Genomic DNA, 17,905 nt, shown 5'->3' with positions numbered 1-17,905 from the left:
TTTCTCTAAATTTAAAGCTATTCAGCTTCATTCAAGTATGTATATTAACAACTTAACCATGCGTTTACATAAAATAATCAATTAAAAAACATTAAGTACTTTAATATAATAAATACAAACAGGTGGATACATGTCTCAATTTAAATTAACAACTATTGCCATAGTTGTAGCATCAACATTAGCAGCAGGTGAGCTAACGGCCGCTGAACAAACCCGATTTTATGATGTAAGTGCTACAAATGCAGTTACTCAGGGTACTTCTTTAGCTGCTGTTCAGCAGAGAACCTTAGCCGAACGCGCCACTGTATCGGGTCAAAAATCTATTTACGATGCACAAATGGGTAAAGCAACATTTTTATGGCAAGCAATAGGTCAGCGTAAGCCTGACATGGCTTTAATCGCAGCTGATAACCGTAATCAATATGCTGCTGACTTTTATATTGAAACTTTAACAGGTATTAGTAATCGTAAAACAACAGCATCTTCTGCTGTTATGGTTGATTTATCAGAGCAAAAACGCGGTTCTATTAGTGCAAAATACAAGCAACAAGTAAACGGTGTTGAAGTTTTTAACCGCGAATACAACTTGTTAATGGATAAAGAGTACAACCTAGTAGCAAGCTCGGGTTATTTTGCTGATACGTCGTCATCTAAAAATAAACTTGCTGCATTAACGGGTTTTGTAAGCTCTGAGCAAAGTATAAAAAAAGCATTTAGTGAATTAGCAAATATTGATGTCTCACTTCGTAAAATTGGTAACGAGGGTGGATATGCAAAGTATGAGGCTAAATCATTAGATGACTCTAAGATTGTTTTAGGTACACCACGTGCAAAAGAAGTATTTTTTGAAGTTGCAGGCGAGCTTAAATCTGCTTACTACATTGAAGTAGAAGTAGCAGAAGTTGGCTCTTTAGAAAGTGACTACTTTAGTTATGTAGTAGATTCGAATAACAGCAAAGTATATTTTGCGAAAGATTTGAAATCTCATGCAGCTGACTTTAATTACCGTGTTTACGCTAACCAAGATGGCTACCCAATGGAAAGCCCGCACGGTGACGTAATTCCTGCAGATGGCCCAGGGCAAGTAGACGAGACTGAGATTTTAGACGCGCCAATGGTATCTCTATCTTACTACAGTAAACTAAGCACAATGGACCCATGGTTAGCTGATGATGCAACGACAACATCAGGTAATAACGTATTTGCTTACGCAGATGTGGTTGCACCTCAAGACTTTAGTGAAGGTGACTTTACTGCTGAAACAACAGCAGACTTCACATTTGACTACCCTTATAAAGTAGATGAAGTTGCAAATAGCTACGCAAACCGTAAAGCGGCTATTGTTAACTTGTTTTATATGAATAACTTTTTACATGATTTTTTCTATGATCATGGTTTTGATGAAACGTCAAATGTAGCTCAAGTATCTAACTTTGGTCGTGGCGGCGTAGAAGGTGACCCGATTGAAGCACAGGCTCAAGATAACTCAGGTCGTAATAACGCAAATATGTCTACGCCAGCTGATGGTGCTAGCCCACGTATGCAAATGTACTTGTACAACAGTAAAGATGCCGTTGTTGGTGTAGATTTTGGTATTACAGTAACTTCACATGACTCTTTAGGCCTTTTAGCTTCAACAAAAGAATCTGGCTTTGGTAAATACCAATTCAGTGATGTGGCTGCAGAAGTTGTTCGTTTAGATGATGGAAATACAGTAGATTCAACAAGTGTGAATGATGGTTGTGAGCCTGCTATAAATGCAGCTGAACTAGCGGGTAAAATTGCAATTGTAGACCGTGGCTCATGCTCATTTACAATTAAAGTAAAAAATGCACAAGATGCGGGTGCAATAGCAACTATCGTTGTTAATAATGACCCAGATACAGCAGAACCGGCACCAATGGGCGGTGAAGACGATACTGTAACTATTCCAAATATGGGTTTAAATTACGCTGATGGTCATGCAATGTATGACCTAATTGATGCTAGTGAAGTTGTTACTGTAAACATGTTTACCAAAGCAACATTAAAAGATGGTACGTTTGATAATGGTATTATTGCTCATGAATGGGGTCACTACATTAGTAACCGCTTAGTCGGTAATTCATCAGGCCTTATTAACTTCCAAGGCCGCGCAATGGGCGAAGGCTGGGGCGATTTCCACTCATTAATGTTTATCGCTAAAGAAAGCGATATAAATATCACAGGTAACGATAAGTTCCAAAAAGCATATGGTAGCGGCACATTTGTAGAAGACTTCTACTTCGGTATTCGTCGTCTTCCTTATTCAACTGATACAGATGTAAATGCATTATCGTTCCGACATATTACTGAAAATGCTGGTGCTGATATTGGTATTTCACCAACAAGCGTGGCTTCTCCTCATGCTGCCGGCGAAATTTGGGCAACTGTATTATGGGAAAACTACGTAACGCTTATTAACGAGCATGGCTTTAATGAAGCACAAACTCGAATGGCAGATTACTTAGTTGCAGGTTACAAATTAACACCTATAGCACCAACCTACACTGAAGCACGTGATGCTATTTTAGCTGCTGCCTATGCAGTAGACCCTGCTGATTACAAGTTAATGGTAGGCGCATTTGCTAAACGTGGTATGGGTCTTGGCGCAGTATCGCCAGATCGTTTCAGTGAAGACCTTACTGGTGTAGTTGAATCAGATAAAACACAGCTTTCTAGCTATGCTTTTGCAAGTGCTGACTTAAACAACATGTACAATGGTACAGAGCTTGGTTTTTGTACTAACGACAATATTTTAGATAAAGGCGAAACGAGTACGGTTAGCGTAACAATTACTAACCGTGGTAGTGAAGTACTTAGTGGTACAACAGCACAACTGACAGTTATAAGCGATCATGATGTAACATTTGAAAATGATGGCCTACTTACTTTTGGTGAAGTTCAACCGTACGAAGCAATAACAAGTAACGATATTAAAGTTACTTTGAACGAAGCGGGTACAGCTGAAACACTAGAAATTGAAGTCACATTCCCTGAAATTGAAACAGACGATGATATCGTTGAAGCGCTTGATCAAACACTTACGTTTGAAGTAAATATGGGCTTTAAGTCAGAAACGCCTGTTGGAGCTGTAGTTTCTGATGATATGGAAGTAGCAAGTTCATCACTATTAGATTTAAAAGAAAACGTAATGTTTGGTGGTGATTTAGCTGCTGGCACTCAAGTAATGGATAATAGTAGTAATATTGCATTCTTTGAACAAGGTGGCTTTGGCCTAGGCACACAAGCAATGCGCCTTGTAAATAATGGCTTCCAATCGGATGTAGCAGTAGAGAGTAAGTCATTCGAAGTCGGTTACTCTGGCGACTTTGAAATTTCATTCTGGCATTTCTATAGTATCGAGGAAAACTGGGATGGTGGTGTTGTAGAAGTTAGTGTTAATGGTGGTGACTGGGTTGATGCTACTGAAATTGGCGGCACATTTGATGTTGGCTATGACGCTGTTCTAATCGAAAACGATTCTCAAGAGCTTCAAGAACGTGAAACATACACAGGTAATAACGTACAAGATAGTGGCGCGTATGGTAATTATGAAACTATCAACTTTGGTGATGCTCTAAACGGCAACTTAGTAAAAGTACGCTTTAGAATTTCATCAGATGGCGCAGTAAGTGATTTAGGTTGGTGGATTGATAACCTAACTATGTCTAACGTTTTATCTCCTGTATTTTCAGAACTTGTAGCGGGTGATTCACTAGCATGTGATAACGCAGCTCCACTTGTTTTAGTAGAAAGCGCATCAGCGGAAATTACTGAATCTGCTACAGGAACAATTACAGCAACAGCGTCAGATCGCAATGGTCAAACACTAACTTATGCTTGGACTCAGGTTAGCGGTAGTGATGCTACGCTCACTGGTACTGATACAGCAACTTTGAGCTTCACACCTGCAGCTATTACTGCAGATGAAGAGCTTGTTTTTGAAGTTGCCGTAAGTGATGGTGTAACAACTGTGACTCAACAAAGTACTGTAATGGTAAAAAATGAAGCGGTAGCAACAGTGCCTGTAACAGAAGCAAAATCTAGCGGTGGTGGTAGTTTTGGCTTTATAGCTTTATTACTTACTCCATTAGTATGGTTTAATAGACGTCGTAAAAACGTTAGTAAATAAGTTTAAATAACATCCCGTCGTCTCTAAACACATGACGGCTTTAATGAAAGGCCAGTAGCTTTTGCTTCTGGCCTTTTTTATAAACTTAGTGTGATGTTTTTAGTCCTGACCTCATATTAACTTTTTCATGGCCATACACTTTGACTTATCTATTAGTCATATTGCCTTTTTATACGACATCAACAACTTATATCTTAAAGCTTAATAAACAACCTCGGTGCGTTCACTTAGTTGGCTAGAGTTTTACTGATTAAAGGATAAAAAATGGCAATACTGGAATATATTATTTATCACGCCATACCCTAACGCATAGTCGCTAAATTGAACAAACCAACTTAATTAAAAACACTTAAACGGGTATAATACCTAACTTCGTATAATACGCGCTGAATTTGAGTGCTTTGGAATGCAGCTTTGCTATATAAATTACTACCCGCTTTAAATTTAAGATTTCTTATATTGCTACTCGCATTCTCTGCAGCACTGAGCACATTGGTAGGGAGTTTTTATTCTACCTATCAGGTTCAAAAAGAGCAGTTAACATCATATACGCTAAAAAGTAATTTAGCCTATGCACAAAAATTAGCCTCCGCAACTGATAACTTTTTAAAGTCTGCGCTTCAGCAGCTTGAATACTCAGCTAAAATTATTGAGCAATCACCAAATAACTCCAAATTATTAAACGATGAAGCCATTCGTTTAAATCATCAAACGGATAGCTTTAACTCTGTTGTGATTAATTTACATGGTGTAGTTGCAGCGACGTCGCCTCACTTTGAAAGTTTAATAGGCCAACAAATACAGTCTCCAGGAGCAATAGAAGCACTAAAAGAAAAACGCCCATTAATTAGTGAGCCTTATTTATCGGCAGCTGATAATTTAATTGTTTTTATTTCGCACCCGCTATTTGATTCTGAAGGTAAGTATTTAGGTTATATTGGGGGCTCTCTTTATTTAAAAGAGAAAAATATTTTAAATGAGCTTTTAGAACAACATTACTACAAAGGTGGTTCGTACCTTTATGTTGTTAGCTCAAATAAGCGCATTTTATATCACCCAGAACCTGCCAGAATCGGCAACGTTATTGCTAACAATGCTGTGATTGACGCTGTTATAGATGGCGAAATAGGCACTTCAACGGTTATTAATAGCTTAAATAAGCCGATGCTCGCAGGCTACGCACCCATTACTTTATCTAAATGGGGAATAGTGGCGCAAAGACCATTAGAATCAACGCTCTCTTCGCTAGATACATTAACTATTGAAGTCATTAAACAAACAATACCTATGGCATTAGTCACATTTATTTTTATTGGTTTATTCGCACACTTTATAGCAAGGCCGCTAAAGCGATTAGCCGATAACGCAAATACACTCGATGATCCAAAAAGCTTAGAAAAACTTAAAAGCGTGAAGTCGTGGTATTTTGAAAGTCAAGAACTGAAGTTAGCGATGTTAAGAGAGGTTACTTTATTACAAGCACAAATAGGTGTGCTACGCCATGACTCACAAACAGATCCCTTAACAGATACGCATAACAGAAGAAGCTTAAACGGCCTACTTAACCAGCTTATGCTAAAGCAAACCCCATTCGCTATATTAGAAATTGATATCGACTTTTTTAAACGTGTTAACGATACTTTTGGACATGATAAAGGCGACGAAACTTTAGTTTCGCTAACAAATATAATTAAAAAACTATCAAGAAGAGACGACATAGTATCAAGAATCGGCGGTGAAGAATTTGTTCTTGTACTACCAAATGAAAACAGCCAAAGTGCCTATAAAATAGCAGAGCGTTTACGTAAAACAGTAGAATCGACAGAAATAAACACCATAGGAAAAATCACTATTTCTATAGGTATTGCGACCTGGCCTGAGCATAGTACTGATATTGCCCAAGTATATAAATGTGCCGATAAGGCGCTATACCATGCTAAAGAGCATGGTCGTAACCGATGCGTAGTGGCCGATATTAGCTAAGCGCAGCTTAGTTAAGTAATACACTGTATTACTTTAAATTGATAAATACTTTACAGAGAGTTTATTAAGCCAGCCATCTGCTTTTGATGGCTTGTAAATCATTACTATGCCTTTGCTATAGTGACTGTTAACCCCCTTTACAGTTATTTTTGTAAGCGCTAAGTCATCAATCAAAAAATTTGGTAAATACGCTAATGCCAAAGCAGTTTTACTACCAAACTAACTTTTTAAAACCCGTTATATGTTGAAAAATCACGACTAATAAAACACAAAAATGCATTTTCATTAGTAAAACTAACGCAGCAACAAGGCTTGGTAATTCATAAAATACAAAGTAAACCAAGCTATGACTCGTTAAGATTAGTGCCGCTTACTAAGGGGGAGTATAACGGGGAATTAGAATGCGACAGCGCAATAAATACAACGCTTGCAAGTAAGCTAACAGCATGTTTTAAAAACGCCCCAGCTATTTAGAAAACCAAGACTTTGCGATTAATTAATTTATAAATAACGGCGATTTTGGCTTTAAAAGTGCTGTTTATATAAAGTGTTAATGGGCATTAAGTATGTAGAAGTGTACCTGAGTATACTCACCATTAAGTAATTTGACTTGAGTAAATATGTGCAATAAACGCTGCATACCCATGCAGCGTTTATTGCCATTTGTTTAGCCCTAATTAAAACTGATAGCTTACCCTTGCTGAAAAGTTACGCCCAGGTTGGGTGTATTGGCTAAAATCAGCACTTTGCGATTGACCTGCAATCAACTCAAAAGGTACATATTCTTTATCGAGCAAGTTAAGTACACCTACATTTAGCCGCCACGCTTGCCATTCGTAGTTTGCGTATAAATCAACAACGCCGTAGCTATGCCCTTGCGTAGTTTTATCATCGTTTGCATCAAGTACTACATCCGATTGCGATTTAGCTAAACGCAACGCAGCGGTCCAGTTAATATTACCCAGCTCTGTACTTAACAATATTGATCCATTTAACGGGCTAATGCTGGTAAGTGGCTGATCGGTTTCTTTGTTTTCACCATCAACGTAGGCCACGTTTGCCTCAAGTAGTATATTTTCAGCGACATACATGGCAATTCCGGCTTCTACACCGCTTATTTGTGTTTCGCTAATATTTTGATATTGATACAAAGTTTTGTTTACGCCAGGAATATACGTTGGCTCAACACCCACTACGGCGGTTTCAATAAAATCATCGAATGCTGCATAAAAAGCACTTAAGTTTACGCTAATATCGCTGCTGGCGTATCTTAGCCCAAGCTCAAACGAATCACTGCTTTCAGGGTCTAAATCGGCGTTTGGTAATATTTGATAAAACGGCTCAACGCCGTGGCTTTGATAGGCTTGGTCGTGTGGTGGTATTTTAAAGCCTCGTACGTATTGCCCGTACAACGATAAGTTATCATCCACTTGGTATATAACACCTAGCTTAGGCGAAAAGGCAGATTCGGTAATATCATCAAGCTGTGCATCGGCGTATAACTCATCACTTTTAGCCTCTAGGGTGTAGTAATCGTATCGCACACCTGCAATAACCGACCACGCGCTGTTATTAAACGAAATACTGTCTTGCACATAAGCGCCAATTAAAGAGGTATCAGCTCCGGGAAATGCTTTTTGTTTTTGATCGGTAAAATCAACGGTGCCATCGGCTAAAATACGTGTTTTAAAACGAGGGCGGGTGGTGTCGTATAAGTCGATATCAACTCCATATACCACTTCATGATCGGTGGTTTCTCCTTTAAGCCCTTTATTAAATACTGCTTTTAAACCTAAAATATTTTGCTCAAAGCGATAGTCGTTATAATCGGTGTAGGTACTTGCGCCACTAATTTGATCGCTTTGCTGCTCGTAACTACTGTAAGACACTTGCCCATACCATTTATCAAATGCCGCTGTTGCTACCTCTGAATGGTAATCTAGCGCCAATGACCAACTAGTGTCGTCTTCTTCAGTTTCTTGAATGGCGGAAGTTATTACTTGCTCAATTGTTTGATTAAAGTAATCAAGGGTGTATTTAAGTGTGCGTTTTTCATCAAGCTGTTGCTCAAATTTAACTAATAAAGCATCCGACTTTGCATCATAACCGGGTAAGTTTTCGTCGTAGTTTTGTACTTCCTCGCTGTCGCGGTGGCTATAAACGGCGCTTACAGCAAAGTCGCCTAAGTCTTTTGCAGCGGTAATATCAGCGGCAATTTGGTTGCTTTGACCTTGATACCCCAGCGCCATTTTTACAAAGCTGCTGTTATCTTTTAAGTAATCGCTTGGATCTTTAGTGGTTATAACCACAATGCCACCGAGTGCATCAGAGCCATATAAAGACGATGCAGCACCTTTGGCTACTTCTACTTGTTTTACGCCTGCTACATCAAAGTAATTACGACCAACTAAATAACCCCCTCCGCCTGCATAGCCATCGTTGGTACGTCGGCCATCTTTTATAAATACAACACGGTTACCACCAACACCACGTACGGTGAGTGTTTGCGCGCCTGCACCACTGCCAGTGGTTGCAATACTTGAATCGTATTTAAACATGGTTTGTAAATCTACAGCTAGCTGACGCTCTATGTCTTGCTCGGTAATAACAGTAACTGAGCCTGTTACATCTTTAAGCTTTTGTTCAAAGCGCGAGCCACTCACAACAATATGTTCGTCAATTATGTTTTCGGCAAATACAGTGCCAGATCCGAGTAATAAGGTTGCTATAGCAGTAAATTTAAATGTAGAGGGGTTCACTTTAACTCCAAATGATAATAGTTATTATTTATGGCGAGGATGTTACAACTAAGTCAAATTAAGATCAATTAATTATGATAATCATTTTCATTTAGATTTAACTAGTTATAATAGCCGAAAAATAAAAGCCGGAGTTTGTAATGAAATACCTATTTATATTGTTTGCTTTAGTCGCTCAACCTGCAATTGCACAGGAGCGCGTTATTAGTGCTGGCGGCACCCTTACAGAAATAATTTATGCACTGGGCAAACAAAATACCCTTGTAGCGGTTGATCAATCTAGTATGTACCCACAGCAAGCTACGCAATTACCACAAGTGGGTTATTACCGCGATTTAGCGGCAGAAGGCGTGCTTTCTATGCGCCCAACCACCTTGTTAGCGCTTGAAGGCGCAGGGCGAAGCCAAGCACTTAAACAAATTGAGGCAACAGGGGTTAAGCTAATTCATTATAAAAAGCCGACCTCAGTTAATGAGCTACTTGAGCTAATTAAACGCCTTGGTACCGACTTAAACGCCAAGCAAAAAGCGCAATCACTTATTACGCACATTACAAACTCATTACCTGTAAAAGCAAAAGTGCAGACACGCAGCGCGCTATTTTTACTCTCAGCTAATGAGCGCGGGCTTGTTGCCGCAGGGCAAGAAACCGTCCCTAATTTATTATTTAGCTATGCGGGCATTACTAATATAGGCGCTACACATTCAGGCTTTAAAGTAATTAATACCGAAGTACTTGCTGTAAATCAGCCTGACTTTTTAGTTGCGCCAAAGCATGTTGTACAAAGCATTGGCGGCAAGCAGGCTTTTTGTAAGCAACCGAACCTACGCTTATTAAAAGCTGCGCAAAGCTGTAACTTACTTGTTATGGATAGCCTGCTTTCGCTTGGCATGTCGCCACGTATTACCACAGCAATTAATGAGCTTAACGAGTATAAAACCCGCTTATGAACACCCTAACATTGAGCCGCTTTGTGCCCATAACACTTAGCCAAACTCATAAGTGGATGCTATTAGCCTCTGTTTGTATTTTTGCTTTGGCGCTACTAAGCATTGGGTACGGCCCTGCAGGATGGGATTGGCGTTTAGCTATTGCCTGGCTTGCACCCGAGTACTTTAATCAGTTTGATGCGCTGCAAATAAATGTCGTAATGCAAATACGTTTGCCGCGTTTTGTGCTTGCTGTATTAGTAGGGTTGGTACTTGCCCAAACAGGGGCGGCAACCCAAGCGCTTTGCCGTAACCCGCTGGCAGACCCATCTATTATTGGCATTAGTGCAGGTGCGGCAATGGTTGCAGTGGCGTTTATTGCACTTAGCGCGCAGTTTAATTTTAACGCTCAGTTGTATTTACCTTATGCGTCGTTTTTAGGGGCGCTTGGTGTTACCTCGCTGGTATATTTTATTGCCAAGCAGCAGGGGCAAATTAATATCACCACACTTATATTGGTAGGAGTCGCTATTAACGCGTTAGCATTCGCTGTTATTGGGCTACTGAGTTTTTTTGCCGACGATAGCGCACTACGATTAATAAATTATTGGACCATGGGCTCATTAGGCGGAGCAAGCTGGAGCACGATTATTCAAGCTGCGCCGTTACTGTTTATCAGCCTAATTGGCCTGTGGCGGTTAAAAAACCCCATGAACTTACTCCTTATTGGCGAGTCACAAGCTCAGTACCTAGGAGTAGACACTAATAAGCTTAAATTGTATGTCATTATACTCGTTGCATTAGGGGTAGGTGCGGTTGTAGCGCTTACCGGTTTAATAGGGTTTGTTGGCTTGGTAGTCCCGCATATTGCCCGCTTAATGGTGGGGCCGCATTTACGTAATATGCTGCCGCTTTGTATGCTAATTGGCGTAGTGGTATTGCTACTTTCTGACTGGCTAGCACGCATTGTGATCATGCCATCAGAGCTACCCATTGGCATTATTACCGCGCTATTGGGTGCGCCATTGTTTATTTATTTAATAGTGAAAAATAAGCGAGGTTGGTCATGATCACGTTTAACAACCTAAGCGTTGGCTTTGATAATCATAGCGTTTTAAACGCTATTGATGGCAGCGCTAAACAAGGGCAACTTGTAGCACTACTTGGTGAAAATGGCGCAGGTAAATCTACCTTGCTGCATACCTTAGCAGGTATGCACTCCTTTACAGGCAGTGTACTTTTTAATGCTAAGCCGCTGGCCTCTCACGCTAAAAGACGCCTTGCAACACAGCGCGCAGTCATGATGCAAGCTAACCACGTAGGGTTTGATTTTAATGTATTTGAGCTTATTGCAATGGGTCGCTATCCGTATGTAGAGTCATTAAAAATGCAAAGCGAAAAAGTACATAAATACGCCGCTATTATGGATTTAAACCAGTATTTAACTCGCCGCGTAAGTGCGCTTTCGGGCGGAGAGCAACAACGAGTGCATATGGCGCGTACTTTAGCGCAGCTCGATGCCTTTACACAATCGGCCGAGCCAAAACTAATGCTACTCGACGAGCCTACATCAGCACTTGATATGCGCCACCAACATGCACTGCTCAGCTGCGTTAAAGCGTTTGTAGGGCAGGGTAACAGCGCCATTATTGCAATACACGATCTAAATTTAGCCAGCCTTTATGCAACCGACGCTATTTTACTGCACAACAAAAAAGTGCTGCAAAGTGGGCCTATAAACACCGTATTAACTGAACAAAACTTACAACAAATGTACGCCATGAAACTGCACGTAAATCCTCATCCTTATAACGATGCACCCATGGTTTTTTCTCAACGTCAGGAGTTTTTATGAGAGAGCAAGCATTAAACGATGCACGCACCTTGGTTTACAAAACCAATGCCGGTGTCATGTCGACTATTTCTAATAATTTACGCGGCTACCCGTTTGGCTCAGTAACCCCCTATATGTACGACGAACAAGGCCGTGTTTACTTTTTTATTAGCGATATAGCCCAGCACACTAAAAATCTAAAGCACGACTCTCGTATGAGCCTAACTGTGTTTGATGCCGCCGACAGTGGCGATCAAAACGAGCACGGGCGAGTAACGCTTGTAGGCGATGGCTCTATTGTGCCAAGTAAGCAAGCACACACCTTACTTGATAACTATATTGCCCTATACCCCGAAGCCGCTAGCTATCGCAATGCGCACGACTTTCAATTATGGCAATTAGACGTAATTCGTGTGCGTTACATTGGTGGCTTTGGCAAAATATTTTGGCTTGAGCAAAACGAATGGCAGGATGAGGCAAAAAACTGGGATGAAAACCAGCAGCAAAGCATGATAAGCCACATGAACGACGACCATCAAGATGCTATGTCGCTCATATTAATGCAGCACTACGGCGTAGCCGATAACACCCCAATAATGAGCGGCCTATTACCCACTGGTTTTTATATACAAAGCCAAAAGCGTAATTACTTTATTAATTTTAATACCCAGTGCAACAGCCCGTTAGAGGTTCGTAAAGCGCTGGTTGCGCTAACCAATCAAGCACGCAATAACTAAACTAAATACATGACGACATAGTTAACCTGAGCTCTGGTTAAGAAATTCACCAACTATGTCGTCATTTTATAAGCAAACTGTTTGATCGCCTCGTTTAGCTAAAGCTTTAAAAGCGGCTTGCTGATGTTCTTTTTGTACATAACGGGGTGGCAAAGGGTTAACTTGCAACTGATACCCTGTTTGGTTAGCTTGCACACTTGTAACCGGCGATATCCACACAACCTTAAGCTCTGGCGCTAAACGCTTAATAACGCGCGCTATACCTTCGCCATTTTTCACATGAAAATCGCCCGCTATATGCATTACCTGCGCATCTTTATGATTATTTAAATAGTTAACGATAGACTCCCCCATGGTTTCATCCCAGGTAACTTGCGCAGCATAATAATTTTCGTTTTGACTTGGCGTGCCATGGTGCATTGAGGTCATAAAACGTTGTTTATAATCACTGGGGGATGTATCAATAGTGGCTGCAATATAGCTCTGCTGTGTTTCATCAAGTTTACTTAGGTAACTTATGCCTTGCCTGCCAATACAGGTGACTATATTTTTAGGGGCATTTGCAGCTATTACATCGCTATTGTTCGTTTTTGCCAGCTCTACCAGCGCACGGTAATCACTTTTGTAATTTGGCCACGCTTGGGTGTTATCAATTAAGTATTGCTCACCAATTTCACCTTTAACATACTGGTTTAAAATAGGCTGATCCGCGCGGCTAAATTGCTCAAGCGACAGCGCAGTGCGTTTATTACTTTTGCTTAATTGCTCAAATAACTCAGTCTGAAATAAATGCACGCCCGGATGTGTATGCAATTCACCCACTAAAACCACATCGGCATTTAATAACTTGGGCTCTAATAATACAGAGCTAACAGGCTTTGCCTGTGCATTATAAAGTGCTGAGTAATAAAGCGATGAGCTTTTATCAGGCTCCGTAGCTGTTGTACTACAACCACTCAAACCCGTAACTAACGCCAGAGTTAACATAGACTTTTTCATACACACCTTTAAAACACTTTAATGCAAATAATTATCAATATCATATACTTGTAATACCTATTAAGCCAGCCAAACTGCTGCTTACTTACATAATCAAGGAAATGAGCGAAACGCGCATTTATATGCCTTAACTTTGCTTGTAAATATTAAATAGCTTTTGATAGCAATGCCTTAGGTAATTTGTTAAAACTGTATAAAGTAGAAACATGAGCGTGACATCGGCAGAAGTATGCTCGATTCGCGGCCTATAAAATTGTTAGATGTTAAATGGAGTTCTATGAAGCATCCACTTTTTAGTGAAAACATGGAAGATGGTTTTAGCCTATTCTTACTAAAATGTTCAGAATCAAGAAGCTGTCTCTTATTTGGTACCTCAGCTCTTTTGTTATTTATATTTGCAAGTCAAAACACCAGTTTTATGAGTTTCCTTAATGAACACTGGTTTGGTAACATTCTTAAGATTTTATGTGTAATTGGAGCTTTATTAAGTTGGTTTTCAGCACAAGCACATTCATATAAAAATGGACACTTTAAACTAGTAGCTTCCATATTCTTACTTTGGCCCATTAGCTATATATACTTGTTTTATATACAGTTAACTAAAAAACCTAACGTAAATATCAAATGAAAAAATTATAGCTGGCTGTTTTTTGTTCCTAAAACCATTTTGGTCAACTATATTTTTCCGCTTATGTAAGCGTTAGGCACTGGAGAAGGTTTAATAGATGGAACCAAATTATTCAGAATATTCTATTACTGAATTGCAAGAAGCTATCACGTCTATTGATAGGGCTTTGTACCCTGAACGCTTTGAGCTATTAAAAGCCGAACTATTAAATAGAGACGAGGAAGAGCATAATGCTTCTCAATTAGTAAGTCTTTCATCAAAGGACTTACTTATTAAGCTCAGCAATGCATTTTTTGTAATTCCGTTGATGATCTATGTAGGAGTAGATGCACTTAATAGCGGTGAAATACTCCTTAAAGGAGCAGCTATATCAAAAAATGAAAACTTTATATTATTTACATTAAGCGTAATGTTTTGTTTTTTAATCTCAGCGGTACTGACATGTAGCCTGTTTGTGGATAAGAGCAAAAGTTCCTAACAAATACATTATGTCGTTCATAAATTCACTAGGACACAGTTCGATTGGTAGTGTTTTTCTGGAGGTTGATAATATTTTCAACTCAGGGCAAAACATGCTGCACAAGCTAAGCAAAAACAAGTTATAGAGAATAAGAAGACGGTGAAGTGTATTTAAAAACTCTATAACTGAAACAAAAAGACCGCAGTAATAAATACTGCGGTCTTTGTTTTTAGCTAAGTGCTATTTAGTAAGCGCCTGCGCTGTAAATTAGCTCGTAGCTGTGGCTGTAAATCTCAAGTATGTTACCAAACGGGTCTTCCATGTAGATCATGCGGTATGGTTTTTCACCTGGGTAGTAATAACGTGGGGCTTCCATACGTTTTTTACCGCCAGCTTCCACAATACGCTCGGCTAAACCTTCTACATCAGGGTCTTGAACGCAAAAATGGAAAATACCAGTTTTCCAGTATTCAAAGTTGTCTTTAGGGTTTTCTTGGTTTTTAAATTCAAAAATTTCGACACCAATACGATCGCCTGTAGATAGGTGTGCTATTTTGAATTTTTCCCATTTTTCACCAAACACTTCTGTACACATTTCACCAATTGGGCTTTTATCTTCGGTTATCAAAGTAGGTTCCATAATAGTGTACCAACCCATAACCTTTGTATAAAACTCAACGGCTTTTTCAACGTCGGGTACTGAAATACCAATGTGCGAAAAACTACGTGGATATGTATGACTCATAATGCTTCCTCTTTAACGTGTGACTTATTTTGTCTTACGACTAGTTGATGGAGTTAGTTTACGAACCGCTACATATTAAGTAAAATTATCATTAATCATCATTTTGAGTACATTTTGTAATGATAAATCCAACATGGCTAAACACCTTTTGCACTTTGGTTGAAGTAAATCACTTTACCCAAACAGCTGAGCGCCTTTATATGACCCAGTCTGGCGTAAGTCAGCATATTAAAAAGCTAGAGCAGCAAGTTAACTGCGCTTTACTTGAGCGCCATGGTAAGCAGTTTTCTCTTACTCCTCAGGGCCAAAACTTATATCAGCAGGGCAGCCTACTTCTTAAAGATTGGCAATTTTTAGAACAACAATTAAAAGATGATTCGCCGTACAGCGGAGCGGTAAAGATTCAATCTCCGGGCAGTTGTGGTTTAAAGTTTTATAATCAATTATTAGCACTGCAATCTGAGCATAAAGAACTAATTATTGATTACCGCTTTGCGCCCAATGTAAGTGTTGAACAAGCTGTAGCAAACCACAGTGCCGACATTGGGTTTTTAACTCAAGCTCCAACATTTAGCGAACTAACCAGCCATAAAATAAGCCAAGAGCCACTACTACTTGTAACGCCTGCAGGTATAAACATGCCTAATTGGCAAACCCTGTGTGAGCTAGGGTTTATTGCTCACCCCGATGCAAGCCATCATGCGCAGCTACTACTAAGCGAAAACTACAGTGAGTTTGAGCATATTGACCAAATAAGACGTACGGGATTTTCTAACCAAATTAGTTTGATACTAGAACCTGTAAGCTTAGGGCTGGGTTTTACGGTATTACCTGCTCATGCTGTTGGCGCATTCAATAAACCACTACTTATAAAAACACATCATTTAAAATGTCCGGTTAGTGAATCTATTTATGTGTGCCATCACCGAAATAGGCCGTTGGCAAAACGTATGAATACAGTGATTGAGCTAATAAAGGCGGGAGTAAATAGTTAAAACGTAAACCCCCTTTACACCCACGGCACTTAATACCATAAGCAAAAGGGGGAATAGAAAATTAGTTAACGCTTTCTAATTTTGCTTTTAAATCGAGTAAATCGGTTGCAATAGTATTTGGCTGTATTTCCCACGGATCAAAAATTGAATCTTTAGATCGTTGAATCCACGCCGCTCGCATACCGTGCGATATGGCACCGGTTACATCAAACGGGTTACTTGATACAAGCCACGTGTTTGCGCCTGTTGAATTGGTTTCGCGTAAAAAGTGGCTATAAACCCCTGGGTTTGGTTTAAAGGTTTTAACGTCGTCGGCACTTACTACCCCTTCAAAAAGCTCACTAATGCCAGCGGTTTCTAATAAGGTATGAACTGCGTCGGCAGCGCCGTTTGAAAATGCAAACAAACGGTAATCTTTCGCTTTTAATTGCTCAAGGCCTGCTTTTACATCATCGAACGCAGGAAGCGTTTTATAAAGCTCTAGCAGTTGCCCCTTTTGATCTTCACTTAGCTCGGTTTTGTGCGCTAAGCAGGCGTAATCGAGTGCGTGTTTTGTACATAGCGAGAAAGGAATATAATTTTGCATTAATCCACGTCTAAATGAATACTCTAATTGCTTTTCGCGCCATGTATTTGAAAATGCTTGGGCGTTATCGCCAATCATGTCGTCGAGTAAGGACAGTACGCCGTGAGTGTTTATTAGCGTACCGTATACGTCAAATGCAAGTGTAGTTGCCATGTTTGCTCCGCAATAAAATAAATGAAGTTGGTTTTAGAGTACTTGCTTACAGCTTAACTTAATTTGAACGAACGCTCAAATTAATAAAACTTATAAGCATCGAGTGCTAAAATATCCATTTCTATATCTTCATGTATTTTTTTGGCTTTACCGTCACTACTTCCAAGCGCTGCAAAAAGAGGTAAAAAGTGCTCCTGGGTAGGGTGATTAAATAAAGCATGGGGTGCTTCATTTAAATAGCTAAGTAACGCCTGGGTGTTTTGCGCTATTAATTTTTGCTCAACCCAATAAGTAAACTCATTAACCATTTGAACACGATTAGGTGTAGCAGGGCTTTTAAATATTTCACGTAGATTGTGACTAATACCGCCTGAGCCAATAATTAATACGTTATCGCTGCGCAGTGGTGCAAGTAACTGTCCGTATTTATACATCGCCTGAGCGCCTAAACGCGTGTTAATAGACACCTGAACAATGGGAATATTAGCTGCTGGGTACATTAAGCGCAGCGGGATCCACACACCATGATCCCACCCTTGATCTGCACTTTGCACCGTTTTAATACCCGCTTTGTAAAAGTGCTCACTAATAGTATTAGCAAGCTTAGGGTCTCCTGGTGCTGGGTATTGAATTTCATATAGGGGCTTGGGGAAGTTATAAAAGTCGTGAATAGTATGCGGCGTATCTCCTGATGTAATAACTATATCGTGCGCTTCATCAAAGTGGGCAGAAAAAACCACAATAGCACGTGGTTTACTAAGCGTTTGACCTAATGATGCAAGAAAATCTGACGTAGCCGATTGCTGAACAGCCATCATTGGCGAGCCGTGAGATATAAATAAAGCTGGCTGAGTCATACTAAAACCTTAAACAAATAAACGTGTTATAAACACTATATAAGTTTCTAATTTGACGATAAATATGATACTTATTTATACATTATC

At 39.8% G+C, this 17,905-nt stretch carries 13 protein-coding genes; 8 read left to right on the top strand and 5 right to left on the bottom strand.

The window, feature by feature from the left end; translation table 11 throughout:
• Positions 1 to 130 precede the first annotated feature (130 nt).
• Complete coding sequence (locus tag I6F45_RS05830; protein ID WP_197119010.1) at positions 131 to 4,153, top strand: rhombosortase-dependent M36 family metallopeptidase; 4,023 nt, start codon at positions 131 to 133, stop codon at positions 4,151 to 4,153.
• Between the two features lie 459 nt (positions 4,154 to 4,612).
• Positions 4,613 to 6,136 (top strand): sensor domain-containing diguanylate cyclase, encoded by a 1,524-nt coding sequence (locus tag I6F45_RS05825; protein ID WP_165727926.1) that lies wholly within the window; start codon positions 4,613 to 4,615, stop codon positions 6,134 to 6,136.
• Positions 6,137 to 6,813: 677 nt separating this feature from the next.
• On the opposite strand, the gene I6F45_RS05820 is transcribed toward I6F45_RS05825, so the two are convergent.
• Positions 6,814 to 8,895: a TonB-dependent hemoglobin/transferrin/lactoferrin family receptor gene (locus tag I6F45_RS05820; RefSeq protein WP_197159933.1), complete on the bottom strand. Its 2,082-nt coding sequence runs from the start codon at positions 8,893 to 8,895 to the stop codon at positions 6,814 to 6,816.
• Between the two features lie 140 nt (positions 8,896 to 9,035).
• Between I6F45_RS05820 and I6F45_RS05815 the strand changes: the two genes are divergently transcribed.
• Genes I6F45_RS05815 through I6F45_RS05800 form a run of 4 tightly spaced genes read left to right on the top strand, consistent with a single transcriptional unit; the run spans position 9,036 to position 12,395 of the window.
• Positions 9,036 to 9,845 (top strand): heme/hemin ABC transporter substrate-binding protein, encoded by an 810-nt coding sequence (locus tag I6F45_RS05815; protein WP_165727928.1) that lies wholly within the window; start codon positions 9,036 to 9,038, stop codon positions 9,843 to 9,845.
• Entirely contained in the window at positions 9,842 to 10,894 is a 1,053-nt protein-coding gene (locus I6F45_RS05810) for a FecCD family ABC transporter permease (RefSeq protein ID WP_007583641.1), read from the top strand. The genes I6F45_RS05815 and I6F45_RS05810 overlap by 4 nt, the downstream gene beginning before the upstream one ends.
• Entirely contained in the window at positions 10,891 to 11,679 is a 789-nt protein-coding gene (locus I6F45_RS05805) for a heme ABC transporter ATP-binding protein (RefSeq protein WP_197159931.1), read from the top strand. Before I6F45_RS05810 ends, I6F45_RS05805 begins: the two co-directional genes overlap by 4 nt.
• The gene (locus I6F45_RS05800) at positions 11,676 to 12,395 is read left to right on the top strand and encodes a HugZ family pyridoxamine 5'-phosphate oxidase (RefSeq protein WP_165739571.1); all 720 of its coding nucleotides are present in this window, start codon (positions 11,676 to 11,678) and stop codon (positions 12,393 to 12,395) included. The genes I6F45_RS05805 and I6F45_RS05800 overlap by 4 nt, the downstream gene beginning before the upstream one ends.
• 66 nt (positions 12,396 to 12,461) lie before the next feature.
• On the opposite strand, the gene I6F45_RS05795 is transcribed toward I6F45_RS05800, so the two are convergent.
• Entirely contained in the window at positions 12,462 to 13,394 is a 933-nt protein-coding gene (locus tag I6F45_RS05795; protein ID WP_165739569.1) for a ChaN family lipoprotein, read from the bottom strand.
• 725 nt (positions 13,395 to 14,119) lie between these two features.
• Here I6F45_RS05795 and I6F45_RS05790 point away from each other — a divergent pair.
• Positions 14,120 to 14,500 (top strand): hypothetical protein, encoded by a 381-nt coding sequence (locus tag I6F45_RS05790; RefSeq protein WP_010552898.1) that lies wholly within the window; start codon positions 14,120 to 14,122, stop codon positions 14,498 to 14,500.
• A gap of 226 nt (positions 14,501 to 14,726) precedes the next feature.
• Here the strand turns inward: I6F45_RS05790 and I6F45_RS05785 are convergent, their stop codons facing one another.
• Positions 14,727 to 15,227 carry a lactoylglutathione lyase family protein gene (locus tag I6F45_RS05785; RefSeq protein ID WP_002959229.1) on the bottom strand — a complete coding sequence of 167 codons (501 nt, stop codon included), beginning with the start codon at positions 15,225 to 15,227 and terminating at the stop codon, positions 14,727 to 14,729.
• 119 nt (positions 15,228 to 15,346) lie between these two features.
• On the opposite strand from I6F45_RS05785, the gene I6F45_RS05780 reads away from it, so the two are divergent.
• On the top strand, positions 15,347 to 16,222 hold the full coding sequence (locus I6F45_RS05780) for a LysR family transcriptional regulator (protein WP_165739565.1): 876 nt from the start codon (positions 15,347 to 15,349) through the stop codon (positions 16,220 to 16,222).
• A gap of 61 nt (positions 16,223 to 16,283) precedes the next feature.
• Here the strand turns inward: I6F45_RS05780 and I6F45_RS05775 are convergent, their stop codons facing one another.
• Positions 16,284 to 16,961 carry a haloacid dehalogenase type II gene (locus I6F45_RS05775; protein WP_024591580.1) on the bottom strand — a complete coding sequence of 226 codons (678 nt, stop codon included), beginning with the start codon at positions 16,959 to 16,961 and terminating at the stop codon, positions 16,284 to 16,286.
• 80 nt (positions 16,962 to 17,041) lie between these two features.
• Positions 17,042 to 17,818 (bottom strand): DODA-type extradiol aromatic ring-opening family dioxygenase, encoded by a 777-nt coding sequence (locus I6F45_RS05770; RefSeq protein WP_165727934.1) that lies wholly within the window; start codon positions 17,816 to 17,818, stop codon positions 17,042 to 17,044.
• Between the last annotated feature and the right edge of the window lie 87 nt (positions 17,819 to 17,905).

It is taken from the genome of Pseudoalteromonas sp. SWYJZ19 (genome assembly GCF_015864375.1).
GTDB lineage: Bacteria > Pseudomonadota > Gammaproteobacteria > Enterobacterales > Alteromonadaceae > Pseudoalteromonas > Pseudoalteromonas arctica.
This window is presented reverse-complemented; position numbering and strand designations above follow the sequence as displayed.